Here is a 14,760-nt window from a genome sequence, read left to right as displayed (position 1 = left end):
GAAGCGTCTCCATGTAGATACCCTTAGCGCGGCAAGCAACGCCCGTGCCGCGGCTCACGCGTGTCGCGCTGTCCCCACTTCGGCAACGACACCGGTGACCGGTGCGAGCGCGCGACGCTTCGGAAAGAGCGCGGCCACGGTACGGGCCGGATCGAGGCCGAACGTTTCGGCTGCCGCCCCGGCGACCAACGCATCGAGCGACGTCGTCGCGCGCAAGTCGCGGCCCTCGTAAAGATCGCCCGCGCGCAAGCCGGGCCAGTCCGCCATGACGCGTCCGCCCGCGACCGCCCCACCCATGAGCATCGCCAGCGATCCGGTACCGTGGTCCGTACCCGCGGTGCCGTTCGCCGCGGCAGTGCGCCCGAACTCGGTGGCGACCACCACTGTCGTGTCGGACCACACGGTGCCGAGCCCGTCGCGCAGTGCACCGAGCATCGTGTCGAGCGCTTTCAGTTGCGCGGCGAGCCGCGGGTTCTGCGCGCTATGCGTATCCCAGCCCCCGGTCTCGATCCGCGCACGCTGGCGCCAACGCTGCTCGCCGGGGCGCCGATGCCGGCCACCGCGGCGGCGATCGCGCATGCCGAAAGCCTGCCGACCGCGCTGGCGCTGCACGTTCTGTCCGTCGAAGTGGGAACGAGAACTGCGCCGTACGCTGCCCGTCGGCGCGAACGCGATCGCCTGGGCCGCGTCGCGCGGCAGCAGCGCCACGTCCTCATGCGCGTGGGCGAGCTCTCAGCGCATCGGGCGCCGCCCAGCTCGCGCTCGTATCGTCGTAGCCCGCCGGCGAACCGGACCGCCACACCGGCTGTCCCAGTTGCGCGAGAAGCGGCGCCGCATGCAGATTGTCGAGTCGGGTCAGGCCGATGCCGCGGCAAGCGGAAATCGTCCAATCCCAGGGGCTCTTGAACTTCGTCGCGACGGGCTGCCATGCCTCGGGCGACACAACGAGCGCTCGATAGACGCTCGGTAGATCGCCGCCGCTTGCCTCGAATGCATGCGCGAGCCGCTCGACCATGGCCGGGCTCGGGTTGTCCGTCGAGAAATGGCGCGCGAGCTTCAAACCGATATGACGCGCCGTCGCCGGTGCCCGCGCGAGATCGTGGAGCACGGCCAGCGCTTGCGTCGCACCGGTATCCGCTTCGGCCGCCGCATAGCGCCGGCCCATGATCGTTCGTCCGCCGGGCTCGTGCAGCGCAGGCCGGAACACGAACGTGCCGGCGATCGCGGTGCCCGAGACAGCCTTGGCGCCTGCGGCGCGCCTCATCGCCGGCGCCGCGCCCGGGGCCTCGGCGATGCTCCAGCCTGTCAGGGCCCGCGCGAACTCGGTCACGTCGTCTTGCGTGTAGCCCGTGCGCACACCAAGCGTATGCAACTCCATGATCTCGCGCGCGAGGTTTTCGTTGAGCCCGGGCCGTTTTGCGGGGTTGCGCGCGCCGGCGCGCAATGCGGCCGGGCTGTTCGGGCCGACGGAACGGACCTGATCCAGGTAAATCTGCATGGCCGGGTGAGATTCCACGGCCACGAGCATGTCCTCGAACGATCCGAGCACGTATGGGCGAATCGCCTCGGCCTCGAAGGCGCCGGCAAGCGACGCGACCTCCGGCTTGTCCGCAGACACGGCGAAATGATTCGCCCAGAAATGCACGAGCCGTTCGACAAACGGAGTATTCGTCGCGAGTGCGCTGTTCACACGAGCGTCGACGGCCGACACATAGGTGTCGCGCAGCTCCTTGCGCACCGCCTGGATGGCCGCCTGACTTGCCGCCGGCCCGGCCTGGCTCGCGGCCGCCGTGCTCGCGGCCATCTTCGCCTCCTTGCGCACGCGGCGCGCCTCGGTCACGGCTTCGAGTGCGGCATGCGAGCCGGGCTCCTGCGCCCAGGCGGCCGGCCACGGCTCGTAGGCGTCGAGTTGTGCCAACAGCCAGCCGTTGGGGTCGTCGGGGGCGGCCTGGCCGGCGCGCGCGCCAAGCCCGAATCGATTCAACGCGATCGCCGCGCCGCTCATATGTTCTGTATTGGCCATGTTGTCTCGCATGGGACGCCGGCTGCTGCGCATATCGGCTCGGCGTTCAATGTAGCGCGTTCCAACGCCTTGTCATTTACATATGAGTAAAAACTGTTACGCCGGCGCAGCGCCGCGGCATGCTCCAGATATCCGTAGCACCGCAGCACCGCGGCAAACGACCTATGCTAGGAGAACCGTATGCAGGCCGCGTTTCAAACGCGTTTTTCGCTAGAACGACGGAGGTGTGCCATGTCCATGTCAGCTACGCTCGAGCAGTGTCTGAACAACCGGGGTGCCCGCTACGATGTACTGCATCATGCCTATAGCCACTCGAGCGCCGAAACGGCCGCCGCCGCGCACGTGCCGGGCGAGCGCCTGGCCAAGACAGTGCTCCTCGCGGACGAAAACGGCTACGTCGCGGCCGTGCTCCCATCGACGCATGCGGTCCGACTGTCCGAGCTGCGCTCGCGCACGGGCAGGCAACTCGCCGTGGCGAGAGAGGCCGACGTTCGCGAAATCTTCAAGGACTGCGATATCGGTGCGCTGCCCCCTGTCGGCATGGCTTACGGGATGCAGACGTATCTCGACGAAAGCCTCGTGCGCGAGCCCGACGTCTACTTCGAAGCGGGCGACCACGAAGCGCTCGTTCACATGGATATCGAGCAGTTCCTCGCCCTGATGGAGCAAGCCGAGCGCGCGCATTTCGCCCATCGGATGCAGGGATTGTCGATTTGACGCCCTACGAAAAAGCGTGGCGGACAGGCGCCGGAGTGCTTTTTTGAAAGTGTTTACGGCGCACCGATGTTGGGCATAGAGTGTGGCGCGCAGTCCGATCATGTCGCACCCCTTCCAGGAGTGATTTCATCATGGTTCTCAGGTTGCTCGCCGCGCTGCCGTTCATCGGCATTTTGCTCGGTGTCCCGTTCGTCAATCGCGTCGAGCCGCTCGTGCTCGGCATGCCGCTCGTGCTCGCATGGATCGTCGGCTGGGTCGTGCTGACCGCCGTCATCATGGCGCTCGTCTACCGGCTCGACCCGGCCAACCGCACGGCCGCATCGCCCGGTGAGGAGGTGCGCCCATGAGCAGCGCACTCCTGATCATCGCGGCGTTCACTTTGCTGGCGCTCGGCCTGGGCCTGCGCGCCCGCCGCGGGCACGACATGAATCTCGAGCAGTGGTCGGTCGGCGGACGCAGCTTTGGCACGGCGTTCGTCTTTCTGTTGATGGCCGGCGAGATCTACACGACGTTCACGTTCCTCGGCGGCAGCGGCTTCGCATATGGCAAGGGTGCCCCCGTCTACTACATCCTGCCCTACGCCACGCTCGCCTATATCCTTTCGTACTGGCTGCTACCGCCGATCTGGCGCTATGCCAAGGCCAACCGCGTCGTCTCGCAGCCGAATTTTCTCGCGAGCAAATACGCGAGCCCCGCGCTCGGCGTACTCGTCGCGATCGTCGATGTGGTCGCCCTCGTGCCGTATCTCGTCCTTCAGTTCAAGGGGCTTGGCATCATCGTGGCGACGACTTCGTACGGTGCCATCTCGCCCGCGGCCGCCATCTGGATCGGCGCCTTGGTCGTGACGGCCTATGTGACGATCTCCGGCGTGCGCGGTTCGGCCTGGAATTCGGTGACGAAGGACCTGATGATTCTGGGTGTCGTGGTATTCCTCGGCATCTATCTGCCGTTGCACTACTACGGCGGATATGCGCCGATGTTCCACGCCATCGATGCCGCGAAGCCGGGATTCCTCTCGTTCCCGGAGAAAGGCTCGAGCGTGACCTGGTTCCAATCGACGGTCGTGCTTACCGCACTGGGCTTCTTCATGTGGCCGCATACGTTCGCGTCGGTGTTCACCGCGCGCGACGAGCGCATCTTCCGGCGTAACGCGGCCGTGCTGCCCGTCTATCAGCTGATTCTGCTGTTCGTCTTCTTCGTCGGTTTCGCGGCAACGCTCAAGGTGCCCGGCCTCAAGGGCGGCGACATCGATCTGTCGCTGTTCCGGCTCTCGCTCGCAACGTTCGACCCCTGGTTCGTGGGCGTGATCGGCGCGGCCGGCGTGCTGACCGCGCTCGTGCCGGGTTCGATGATTCTGAATGCAGCGGCCACGCTGATCGCCAACGACATCTATCGCGGCGGCGTCGCGCGTCATGCCAGCGATGCGCAGGTGACGCGGCTTGCCCGCGTGCTGGTGCCGGTCATCGCACTCGTGGGGGTCGGCTTCACGCTGCATGGCGGCGAAACGATCGTCGCGCTGCTGCTCATGGGCTACAGTTTCGTCACCCAGCTTTTTCCGGCCGTGCTCGCGAGCCTCGCGGCGCGGCGCTGGGTGACGTGGCAAGGCGCATTCGCGGGTGTCGTCGCGGGTGTAGCGGTCGTCACGGTCACGACGCTGACGCATGCCACGCTCGGCCAATGGTTTCCGTTTCTGCCCGAGCGGCTGAAGGATACGAACATCGGCCTCGTCGCTCTGTCGGTCAACATTCTCGTGCTGCTCATCGTCAGCGCGCTCACTCAGTCTCGCACGGCCGGTCAGTCGCAGGCGCATCCGCTGTGAGCGTTGGTTTGCGTGCGCGGTCGAGCGCGGCGTTCGCCGCGCTCGCCGTTGCGGCCGGCCTCGCCGCGGTGCGTGGAGCGACGCATCCGGTCGCGGCCGTCACCCGTCAGTCCATTGCTCAGGCGGGGATGTCCCTGCCACGCGAATGCAGCGCCGGCACGCTGGTCACCGTGGTCGCGCACCTCGATGACGACCTGCTGTTCGTCAATCCCGGCATCACCGACCGGCTGCGCGCCGGATGGTGCATCGTCACCGTCCATCTGATCGGCGGTGCAGACAACTCGAAATTCGATTACGTGCTCACACGCGAGCGGGCGATCCGCCGGACGTATGCCCGCATGGCGGGGGTGCGTAACGCATGGACGGAGTCGACGGTATCGATCGCCGGCCGGCCCGTGCATCGTATGGTCCTCGACGCGATGCCGCGCGTCGCGCTCTACGAGCTCCGGCTGCCGGGCGCGCAAGTGCGCGGCGGGCGCGCGCCGCTCGCGCTGTTGTGGGACGAGGGCGCATCCGTTTCCAGCTACCCGATGGCGGCCGATGGCCGCGGTGCGACCCGCTACGATCGCCCCGCGCTGACGGCGACGCTCGGCGCGATACTCGCGCATGCGACGCAAATCTATACGCTGAATCCCGACACGGTTCCGTTTCTCGAACACCCCGATCACATCTATGCTGCACGCGCGACGCGCGAGGCCGCACGCGTCGCCGGCGTGCAGGTGCCGATCGCCTATCACCTCACTTACGTGAGCGCCGGCATGCCGGCGAACCTGTCCATTCAGGCAATCCAGACGAAGCGGGATCAGGTCGCCACTTATTTCGCGATGGACGGCGGCGACATCGCGCAGGTCTTCGGTGAATACGAATGGAACGGTAATTGGGTGGCCCGGCGCTATGCATTCGGCGCGTCGGGAGCCGTTGCGTCGTCGCCGGCTCTACCGGCCAAGTCCTCGTTCGCGGACCGCTCGGACCCCTCGCCCCTATCGTCGCCAGCGCGTTCGTCGCCTGGCGCCATGGCCGCCTTCAATCTCGTCAACGTGCGCACGAGCCGATGCTTGAGCGGTGCCGACGCGCGTACAGTAAGTACCGCGAGCGCTGCGAGCGTCGCACCTGGCACGCGTACGATCACGCTCGCGGCCTGCGACGGCGCCCCCGCACGCGCATGGCGTTGGCGGCCCGTGCCGAGCTACCCCGGCAATCCGCACGACGCGGCCCTCATGAGCGTGGCGAGCGGCCGCTGCGTCGCGGAGCGCGCGGGCCGGCTCGTCGAAGAACCGTGCGACGACGAAACGCTCGCGCAGCGCTTCACCCCCTGGGACTTTGGCATCGTCCGTACGCCGCTCGGCCACTGCCTCGGCGCAAGCGGAGACACGCCCACGCTCGCCGCTTGCGGGCAACGCACGACCGCCTATCGCTGGACGTCGGAGTTGGCGGCGCCGTGGCGGGACCTGCGTCTCGATGCTGCGCTTTATGGCGACGTCTCGGGCACGGGCCAGTCCAGCGCGGTTTATCTCGCGCGCCGGACCGACGGCCCCGGCTTCGATATCTGGGTCGCGCCGCTCGCCCCGGGCGCGCGGGCGGCTCGCTGGTACGCCAACCCCATTCGGTTCGACGCGGACGCGATGGTGCCGAGCTGCCGCGGCGACGCACTGTGCTTCGACAGCACGCGCTTCGTGCTCGGCGATTTCGATGGCAAAGGCCGCGCCGACCTGATGGCGATCGCACCGGACGCCCGCGGCGGGACGGCGTTCTGGCGCTTCGCGAGTACTGGAAGCGCGTTCGCCGCGCCGAGCCTCTGGTACCGCAGCGACGCCACGCTCGCACCCGTGCGCGCGCAGCAGTATCTGGCGGGCGATTTCGACGGCGACGGCCGCGCCGATCTCCTCGCGGTGCAACGCACCGTCGACGGCCGGGGCTTCGACTTCTGGGTGCTGACGAGCCGTGGCGCATCGGGCAATGCCCCGTCGCGATGGCGGGCGGCCGAGCCGCTCGCGGCCGCGACGCAATTCTTTGCGCTGCGCGTCGCCGGCTGGCCGCGTGCCGACATGGTCGCCGCGGAACGCAACGATCGTTCGCTTGCACTGTCCCACTGGACAAGCTCGGGCCGGGCATTTTCGCAGCACGATCGCCGCGTGCTGCCGGCGTCGTTCGAACCCGCGCTCACACGTATCGCGGCAGGGCCGATCGACTCGAGCGGACAGGACGGCCTCGTACTGCTTGGCGCGCGCGCGCCCTCACCGGAGGGTCGCGGCGGCATCGACGTCTGGACGATTGCCACAGACCGCTCGGAGCAACGGTTATCGGCGCCCACGCATATCGGCACCCTCGACGTGGCATGGACCGATGCACTGCCTGCGCTGCCTGCGCTGCCTGCGCTGCCTGCGCTGCCTGCGTTGACGCGCGAGTCGGGCAGCGGCAGCGGCACAGGTGGCACCGGACGCTCGCGGCTCGTTCTGTTCGAACGAACCGATGCCCAGCTCGACGAGTATCACTATTGGGGCGGCGCTCCCGCGTTGGCGCGCTATGACTTCGAGGCCGACGGGCACGCGCTGGGAACCGAACAACGGCTCGGCACGTTACCGGGCCGATACACGGAGACGCTGCGGCAGGACCGTCTGCAATAAGCCTCGGCCGGCGTCTGCCGAAAGCCGGAGGGAGAACCGGATGGGCACCGCCCTAGCCGATCACCTGCCGCGCAATGGCAAGATAGCGCTCGGCCGTATCCTCGAGCGTCAGACCGTCGAGCGAGCGCTGCGCGCGAGGCTCGCCGAGCGCTAATGCAAGCGCTTGGGCATAGCGGTCGATGTCGCTTGTGTCGATGAGCTGCACGCCGGGCCATCCGCGCGAGAAGGCGAACGCATCGATCGTATTGGCGACGACGGGGATACCGGACGCAAGCGCTTCGAGAAAGCCGATGCTGTGCGCTTCGAAGCGCGAGGGCATCGCAAAGACGCTCGAGGCGGCCAGAATCTCTGCAACATTGGTCTGCGGCCCCTTGACCTCGACATGCGCAGCGAGGCCCAGCTCGTCGACCAGGGCGCGGATTTTGGCATGGTAAGCGGTATCTTCGACGACACCGCACAGCAAGAGCCGCGCTTCGGGTTCGACATCGAGCACCCGCTTGAACGCGCGTACCGTGTCGAGCTGCCCCTTTTCCGCAATATAACGGCCGATCTGAACGATGCGCTTCGCGGCATCGCCGCCCTTTGCCGCGCCGGCCGAACCCGCCTCGCCGCGCGGCCCACGCACCGATTCGCGATGGCGAAAACGTTCCGCGTCGACACCGTTCGGCACGACGATGAGCGGCGGATGCCGGCCAATCGCGCGCCGATATTCATCGATGTTCTTCTGCGATACGCCGATCACCGCCTTGGCACGCAGCGACAAAAGCCGCTCGGCACGCTGCAGGCGGTTGTCCTGAAAATCATCGACGCCCGAGTGCATGACCCAGACGATCGGCACGCGTACCGGTAGCGCACGCACGTACAGCGCGGGAATCGTGGCGTGTGCGAAGATCACGTCCGGCTTGAAGCGGCGAATCGCGCGATAGAGAAACAGCAGGCGGCCAAGCTTTTCGTAGCGCCGAGGCGGAAAGACGCACGTGACACGATGCGCCGCCAGCTCGCCCGCTGCCGGCGCGAAGTCGCCGTGCGCCGGCAGCAGGGAAGCGACGCAAACGCTGTGTCCGCTTTGCTGATGGTCGATCGCGATCCCCTTCACGAGCATCTCGGCGCCAGAAAGCCTCGGCGCGAGGATCAGCTGGAAAATGCGCATAGTGTCCCAGTGGCGAATAAGGGCAGAAGTTTGCCCCATCCACGGCATGCATTGGACGTTGCCGCATGCCGCCCGCGCACCAAAATAACGTGCGGCAGGGCGAGTGCGCTCGCCATCTTGTAGTAGGTTTCGGCCCGCCCTGGCACGGCCGGCGAAAATCGGCAGACCGGTCGACAGACCGGTCTTATCTGACCTTATCGAGCGTTCCGGCGCCACTTTTGCGACAATGGCTGTTTTTCGCGCGTCGATCGTGCGTGTGCCGCGCCACCGCGTCGCCGCTATCGATCCGTTTTCCGGTCCTTTCGCGCCGTTTGCCGCGGCCACACCCTATCGCACATGGCCCTGCCCCATATCGATCTCATGTACTCCATATCCGGCCTCGCGGTTGGATTCCTGGTCGGATTGACCGGCGTCGGCGGAGGCTCGCTGATGACGCCGCTGCTCGTGCTGCTGTTCGGGGTGCATCCGGCGACGGCCGTCGGCACCGACCTGCTCTACGCGGCCGCGACCAAATCGGCGGGCACGCTCGTGCACGGTCTCAAGGGATCGGTCGAATGGCGTATCACGGGCCGGCTCGCCGCCGGCAGTGTGCCGGCAGCGGCACTCACGCTGTGGTGGCTCCAGCATCACGGTATCCACTCGCCGCGCGCGACAGCGCTCTTGCAGCATATCCTCGGCACCGCGTTGCTGATCACGTCGATCGCGCTCGTGTTCCGCCCGCAACTGATGCGATTCGCGGCGCGCACACGACGCCAGCCTTCGGCCGGCAGCACCACTGCCTTGACGATCCTGACGGGCGCCGTGCTCGGCGTGCTCGTCTCGCTGACTTCGGTCGGCGCGGGCGCCATCGGTGTGACGGTGCTGTTGCTGCTCTATCCGTCGCTGCCGACATCGCGCATCGTCGGCTCCGACATCGCCCATGCCGTGCCGCTCACGCTCGCCGCGGGCATGGGGCACTGGCTGCTCGGCTCGGTCGATTGGATGATGCTGCTCTCGCTTCTGATCGGTTCGCTGCCCGGCATCGCGCTGGGCAGCCACTTGTCGGCTCGCGCCCCCGAAACGCTGCTACGCAATCTGCTGGCGGCCGTGCTCGTGCTGATCGGGGTGCGGCTCGTCGTGCTGTGACGTCGCCCTGAACGCCATGTTTATATCGGCGGCGTACGCGGTGCGCGCGGTATCCGGATAATCAGAAAACGACGCCTTGACGGACCACTTTGCGAGCGACGTCGAGATACCGCTCGGCCGAATCCTTGAGCGTGAGCCCCGTCAGTTCGCGTTGCACGCGGCTTTGATTGAGCGCCGCGACGAGTGCGCTCGCATAGGCGGCCGTGTCATCCGTGTCGACGAGCTGCACGCCCGGAAAGTCGCTCGCGAAACGGAACGGCTCGATGGTGTTCGCCACCACCGGAATGCCCGATGCAAGCGCTTCGAGAAACCCGATGCTGTGCCCTTCCGAGCGCGAAGGCATCGCGAACGCACTCGCTTGCGCGAGCATCCGCGAGACGTCGGTGCGTGGGCCCTCTATCGCCACGGCATGCGTGAGACCGAGCGTCGCAACGAGCTCGATCACTTGCGCGTGGTAAGTGGGATCCTCGATCACGCCGCACAGCACGAGCCGGGCGTCGGGCACTTCGCGTTTCACTTGCGCGAACGCGCGCACGGTCTGCAACTGGTTCTTGATTGCGTTGTAGCGTCCGATCTGCACGATTTCCGGAGCGCCGCCGCTCGCTTCGGCCGGCGCCTCGTGGAGAAAGCGCGCCGGGTCGACCCCGTTCGGAATCACGATCATGTGCGGGTGCGGCCCCACCATGGCGATGTAGTCGTCCACGTTCGTGCGCGATACGCCGACCACCGCACGCGCACGCGCCGACAAAATCCGCTCGACACGTCTAAAGAGGTTCCGCTCGAAGTCATTCGTTGCCGAATGCATGATGTAGACGATGGGCGTTGCGATCGGCAGCGCACGGACATAGAACGCCGGTATCGTTGCATGCGCGAAGATCACGTCGGGCCGCACGATGCGAATGACCCGGTAAAGATGCCAGAGCTTGCCGGCCATGCCGTGCCGCTTGAGCGGAAAGCGGCACGGTACATCGCCTTGCGCAAGCTCGCGACGCAATTGCTCGAAATCGTCGTGCGCGGGCAACAGCGAGGTCAACGAGACATGGTGGTCCTCGGCCCGCTGATGCAAGGCGAGCTCGGTAGCGAGCACTTCGGCGCCGGACAGCCGCGGCGCGAGCACGAGATGAAGAATCCGCATCATCGGGCCTTTACCGTTCGGTACAGCATCCATAGCGTTGCCGTGGCGAGTCCCGCGGTCATTCCCCAGGCAATGCCGGTCACGCCCCAGTAGTGGGTCGCGGGCGGCACGACCGCGAACAGTACGACGACCTGCATCACGGACGCCTGCGTTGCGGCGCGCGCGTCGCCGACGGCTCGCAGGTACGACACGAGCACCGCGATCAATGCGCCCAACGCCATGTTGATGACAAAGATTCGGAACAGCGGTACAGCGGGCATCCATTGCGGTCCGAGCACGAGCGAAAACAGCGGCGCCGCGAGCCATCGCAACAGCACGACGATCAGCGCGAGCCCGAAGCCGGCGGCCACGAGATAGAGGTGAAAAATGCGTGCGGCGTGGGCCGCGTCGCTGCGGTGATGGGCCGAGAAAGTCGGGAAGAGGTATTGCGACATGGCGATCGCAGCGTCCGCGAGCAGCATCTGCGCGAGGCGCGACGACATCTGATAGGCACCGAGCTGCGCCGGCCCCAGCATCTTGCCGACCACCAGTTTGTCGAACTGATTGAGCACGAGGTTCACGACACTGCTCGCCCAGATCCAGCGGGAAAACGCGACATAGTGCCCGATGCCATGCCAGCGCAGCGCGATGGGCGGGCGCGGCCGCATCGTGGCCCAGGTCAGCGTGCTCTTGAGCCCCTCGCCGAGCGCCATGCCGATCAACACGGATATCGCGCCGGCACCCGCGACGGCCAGCAACAGGCCCACTGCGCAATCGGCACACGCCGCGGCGATCTCGACCGCGGCAATGTGCTGGAAACGGCGCTCGCGCTGCACGACGAAGTAAGCCGGCGACGCCACGCCGCGCAGGAGCGGCAGCACCGCGGCGAGTTGCAGCAGCAGGATCGATCCATCGAGATGGAATTGCGCAGCCATCACCGGCGCGAGCGCGAGCAGCAACAACGCGACGAACGCGCCCCGCGCCATCAGCGTTGTCCATACTGCGCCCAGTTCGGCGTGCGTCGGTGCTTCCCGCCCCTGGATGACCGCCTGCGCGAGCCCAGTGTCGGACAGCGACTCGGCGATCGCCACGGCGAGCAGCGCCACACTGACGCTACCGATAGCGGTCGGCCCCAGGATGCGCCCGATGGCGAGAAACTTGAGCGCCACGAGGCCCCGCACCGCGACCTGCTGCAGCAATACCCACGTGGCCGCGCTCGCGCCCAGCCCCGCGCGCATCGATAGCGTCGCAAACATGCTCGATCTCACTTCCCTGCCCCACGATGCGCTCACGTTGGAAAAACTGCCCCGATTCAGAAGTAGAAAGCACAAAGTACCTTGTAGGCGGCGGCTCGGCGCGCCATCTAGTAGGCCGAACCCGCCATCCTGGCGAGACGACCTGTTCTTTTCCGCCATGACGTGAGCAAAAATGACGGATGACGGAGCGCAGCCGGTGGTACGGTCATCGTGTCCCAACAGCTTCAGGCCGCAAGACCGGCGAGAGCGACGAGAGCGACGAGACGATGCAAAACGACATTTCTCCCCCCGGCGCACGCGCCATACCCGAAGCGGTACCGGCGGCGCTGCCCGATGCGACGTGCAAACCGACACCGCGCGAAACCGTGCTCGTCATCGAGCCCAATTTCACCGGACATCGATGGCGGTACGCGCAGTGGGCGGCCGAAGCGTACACGGATGCGGGGTATCGTTGCGTCGTGGTGACCGAATCGCGTAACGAGGACCACCGCCTCGCGCGCAAGATCACGAGCGCCGCGCGCGACGATCTCGAAATCGCGTTCGTCGATCCGCAGCAGGAGCGGCCCGGCGGCGCGGCCGGTCTCGAGCGCATTTCATATGTGCGCCATCACCGCTATTTCCGCTACGCGTACCGGCTCATCGCACAGTTCCAGCCGGTCTCGCTCGTCGTCGTGCCCTACGTCGACTACTTTCTTTACGCGCTGCCGTTTCTCGGTTCGCCGTTCGGCGGCGCTCCCTGGGTCGGCATCACGATGCGCTCGTCGTTTCACCACAGAACGGTCGGCGTCAAAGCCCCCGATCGGCGCGTCGCCAACGCGGTAAAGGCTTACCTGTTTCGCCAGGCCGTGCGCGTGAAGGGCATGCGCGCGTTGCTGTCGATCGACCCGACGCTCAGCGAATGGAGCGCGCAGGCGCTCGGCCAGCGTGCTGCCGTCGTGCGTTATCTGGCCGACCCGTTTCCCGATGCGCGTGCGGACGACCCTGCCGCGGCCCGCGCAAAGCTCGGTCTCGCGCCCCACGCGCGTCATCTGCTCGTGTACGGCTCGATCACCGACCGCAAGGGCATTCGAGAACTCGTCGCGGCGTTGGAAACGATGCATGACGCGCCGACACTCGTCGTCGCCGGGGAACAGGACAGCGAGACGCGCGAATTCCTGCGCATGCGAGCGCCGCGCTTGACGCCTGCGCCCGTCGTGTTGGACCACTTCATCACGAACGAGATGGAGTTCGATCTCTTCTCGGCATGCGATGCCGTCTGGCTGGGCTACAAGGGGCACTACGGCATGAGCGGCGTCCTGGTGCAGGCCTACCGGTTCGGCAAACCGGTGATAGCGACCGCCGAGGGCCTCATCGGCTGGTTTTGCCGCGGCGGTACGCTGGGCCCCGTCATCGACGATCTTTCGCCACCGTCCATCGCCGCCGCGATCGAAAGGGTGTTTGCGCGAGGCGTGGCTCCGGCCGATCGCACGCAAGCGCCGGAAGGCGCGCACGAGCGTCTGCTCGAACGCAACACGCTCGATCAATTCAAACGTACGCTGCAAGAAGCGATGGCCTGAGCGCACCGCGCCTACGACGGCTGGCTGCCGACGACAGGCACGCTCTCGGGCTCAGCCGCCGTCGTCTTCGGCACGACGGGCACCGGTGCGCTCGGCTCGGTGCTGGCCGCACCCTGAGCTGGGAACAGCGCGTTGCGCAGAAGCAGGAACGGAAACTCGACGAGCCGCGTCGTGATGTAGCCCGCGGATATCGCGATCGCGATCTGAAACGCCAGCGCGAGCGCCCAGATGATCAGCGCCGGCAAGCCGAGCGCGCTCGCCTTCGCGATCAGGATATCGGCCGGGGCGAACGCGATCGAATGCCAGAGATAGATCCCATACGAATAGACGCCGACCCATGCGATGGCGCGGAAAAGCCACATCCGCGACATCGAGCCCGTATGTTCGAGCATGAGCACGATGAGCGCCACGTACCCAGCCGACTGGATGCTGTAGCCGATACTCTCGTCGAGCGCATTATGGCGTGTCGCGAACGCGAGCCAGGCCACGAGGAAACCGACGATCGCGAGCAGCAGGCCCCTCTTTTGCGCGAGGCGGCGATAGAGATCGGGCTTCATCCAATACACTGCCGCGAGCATGACACCCGCTAGCAGGCTGTCGATGCGGAATTGCGTCTGAAAGAATGCGGCCTCGAGCCCGCCGTGCGCGACGGTGATCGAGCGTGCGATCAGTACCGCGAGGCAAATCAGGCCCAGCATCGCGAGGATCGCATTGGCACGCAGCTTCCACCGCGCGAAGACGAGCAGCAGCGCCGGCAGCAGCAGATAGAAGTGTTCTTCGACTGCGAGACTCCAGGTCTGGGAAATCGACGTCCCCAGGTAGTTCTGCAAATGCGTGAGGTTTTGCACGGCGAACGTGCTCAGCGGATGACGGCCCGCCACCATATGAAACGCAATGAGTACATAGTAGGCAGGCCAGATCTTGAAAATCCGCCTGACGATGAAGCGGCGTGCATCGATGACGCCGGTGCTCGCGTATTGGCGCAGCAGCAACCCGCCGACGAGAAAACCGCTCAGCGTGAAAAACAGGTTCACCCCTTCCCGGCCGAAATGCGTGAATGGGTATTGGATGATGGGGATCACACGAAAGCCGGTATCGACTGTATGAAAGTGATAACCCATCACCGCGATGATCGCGATGCCGCGCAGGAAGTCCAGTTCGATCGTTCGATTCCGTACGATCGCCTTGGCTCCTCCGAAGAGAGTGCCCATCTGTTTCACCTCGTTCTCTCTTTATCTTCTTTGCGCGCAGGTTGCTTGCGAAGCGCGCTGCCTATAGGGATGTTCCGATGCTCCCGCCGCCTTCGTCCGCCAATATCGCGCCAACGAGCGACATGGGGCCTGACCGTTGCGCTCGCGCATCAGTGCCGTCTGCCT

11 protein-coding genes and 1 pseudogene are annotated in these 14,760 nt (G+C 66.2%); 6 read left to right on the top strand and 6 right to left on the bottom strand.

Translation table 11 applies throughout. From position 1 onward, the window contains the following. Window positions 1–54 precede the first annotated feature (54 nt). Together GWC77_RS07835 and GWC77_RS07830 are read right to left on the bottom strand one after the other, a co-directional pair. A pseudogene (locus GWC77_RS07835) lies at window positions 55–516 on the bottom strand (DUF1501 domain-containing protein); the annotation flags it as partial. Between the two features lie 196 nt (window positions 517–712). After that, a complete protein-coding gene (locus GWC77_RS07830) occupies window positions 713–2,023 on the bottom strand; it encodes a DUF1800 family protein (RefSeq protein WP_173256332.1) in 1,311 nt (436 codons plus the stop codon). 231 nt (window positions 2,024–2,254) lie between these two features. Here GWC77_RS07830 and GWC77_RS07825 point away from each other — a divergent pair, with 231 nt between their 5' ends. From GWC77_RS07825 to GWC77_RS07810, 4 genes are all read left to right on the top strand, one after another. After that, on the top strand, window positions 2,255–2,740 hold the full coding sequence (locus GWC77_RS07825) for an aminoacyl-tRNA deacylase (RefSeq protein ID WP_173256331.1): 486 nt from the start codon (window positions 2,255–2,257) through the stop codon (window positions 2,738–2,740). A gap of 131 nt (window positions 2,741–2,871) precedes the next feature. Then, window positions 2,872–3,087, top strand: a complete 216-nt coding sequence (locus tag GWC77_RS07820; RefSeq protein WP_173256330.1) for a DUF3311 domain-containing protein — start codon at window positions 2,872–2,874, stop codon at window positions 3,085–3,087. Next, complete coding sequence (locus GWC77_RS07815; protein WP_173256329.1) at window positions 3,084–4,559, top strand: sodium:solute symporter; 1,476 nt, start codon at window positions 3,084–3,086, stop codon at window positions 4,557–4,559. The genes GWC77_RS07820 and GWC77_RS07815 overlap by 4 nt, the downstream gene beginning before the upstream one ends. Then, complete coding sequence (locus GWC77_RS07810) at window positions 4,556–7,183, top strand: FG-GAP-like repeat-containing protein (RefSeq protein ID WP_367949014.1); 2,628 nt, start codon at window positions 4,556–4,558, stop codon at window positions 7,181–7,183. The genes GWC77_RS07815 and GWC77_RS07810 overlap by 4 nt, the downstream gene beginning before the upstream one ends. A 52-nt stretch (window positions 7,184–7,235) precedes the next feature. On the opposite strand, the gene GWC77_RS07805 is transcribed toward GWC77_RS07810, so the two are convergent. Continuing rightward, window positions 7,236–8,333, bottom strand: a complete 1,098-nt coding sequence (locus GWC77_RS07805; protein WP_173256328.1) for a glycosyltransferase family 4 protein — start codon at window positions 8,331–8,333, stop codon at window positions 7,236–7,238. Window positions 8,334–8,669: 336 nt separating this feature from the next. Here GWC77_RS07805 and GWC77_RS07800 point away from each other — a divergent pair, with 336 nt between their 5' ends. Further along, entirely contained in the window at window positions 8,670–9,458 is a 789-nt protein-coding gene (locus GWC77_RS07800; RefSeq protein ID WP_173256327.1) for a sulfite exporter TauE/SafE family protein, read from the top strand. 61 nt (window positions 9,459–9,519) lie between these two features. On the opposite strand, the gene GWC77_RS07795 is transcribed toward GWC77_RS07800, so the two are convergent. Together GWC77_RS07795 and GWC77_RS07790 are read right to left on the bottom strand one after the other, a co-directional pair. Then, window positions 9,520–10,596 carry a glycosyltransferase family 4 protein gene (locus tag GWC77_RS07795; RefSeq protein ID WP_173256377.1) on the bottom strand — a complete coding sequence of 359 codons (1,077 nt, stop codon included), beginning with the start codon at window positions 10,594–10,596 and terminating at the stop codon, window positions 9,520–9,522. Continuing rightward, complete coding sequence (locus GWC77_RS07790; protein WP_173256326.1) at window positions 10,593–11,828, bottom strand: oligosaccharide flippase family protein; 1,236 nt, start codon at window positions 11,826–11,828, stop codon at window positions 10,593–10,595. Before GWC77_RS07790 ends, GWC77_RS07795 begins: the two co-directional genes overlap by 4 nt. Before the next feature lie 266 nt (window positions 11,829–12,094). On the opposite strand from GWC77_RS07790, the gene GWC77_RS07785 reads away from it, so the two are divergent. Beyond that, window positions 12,095–13,384 (top strand): glycosyltransferase family 4 protein, encoded by a 1,290-nt coding sequence (locus GWC77_RS07785; RefSeq protein ID WP_173256325.1) that lies wholly within the window; start codon window positions 12,095–12,097, stop codon window positions 13,382–13,384. Between the two features lie 11 nt (window positions 13,385–13,395). Here the strand turns inward: GWC77_RS07785 and GWC77_RS07780 are convergent, their stop codons facing one another. Continuing rightward, a complete protein-coding gene (locus GWC77_RS07780) occupies window positions 13,396–14,595 on the bottom strand; it encodes an acyltransferase (protein ID WP_173256324.1) in 1,200 nt (399 codons plus the stop codon). Window positions 14,596–14,760: the final 165 nt, after the last annotated feature.

The organism is Paraburkholderia sp. NMBU_R16 (assembly GCF_013282575.1).
GTDB lineage: Bacteria > Pseudomonadota > Gammaproteobacteria > Burkholderiales > Burkholderiaceae > Trinickia.
This window is presented reverse-complemented; position numbering and strand designations above follow the sequence as displayed.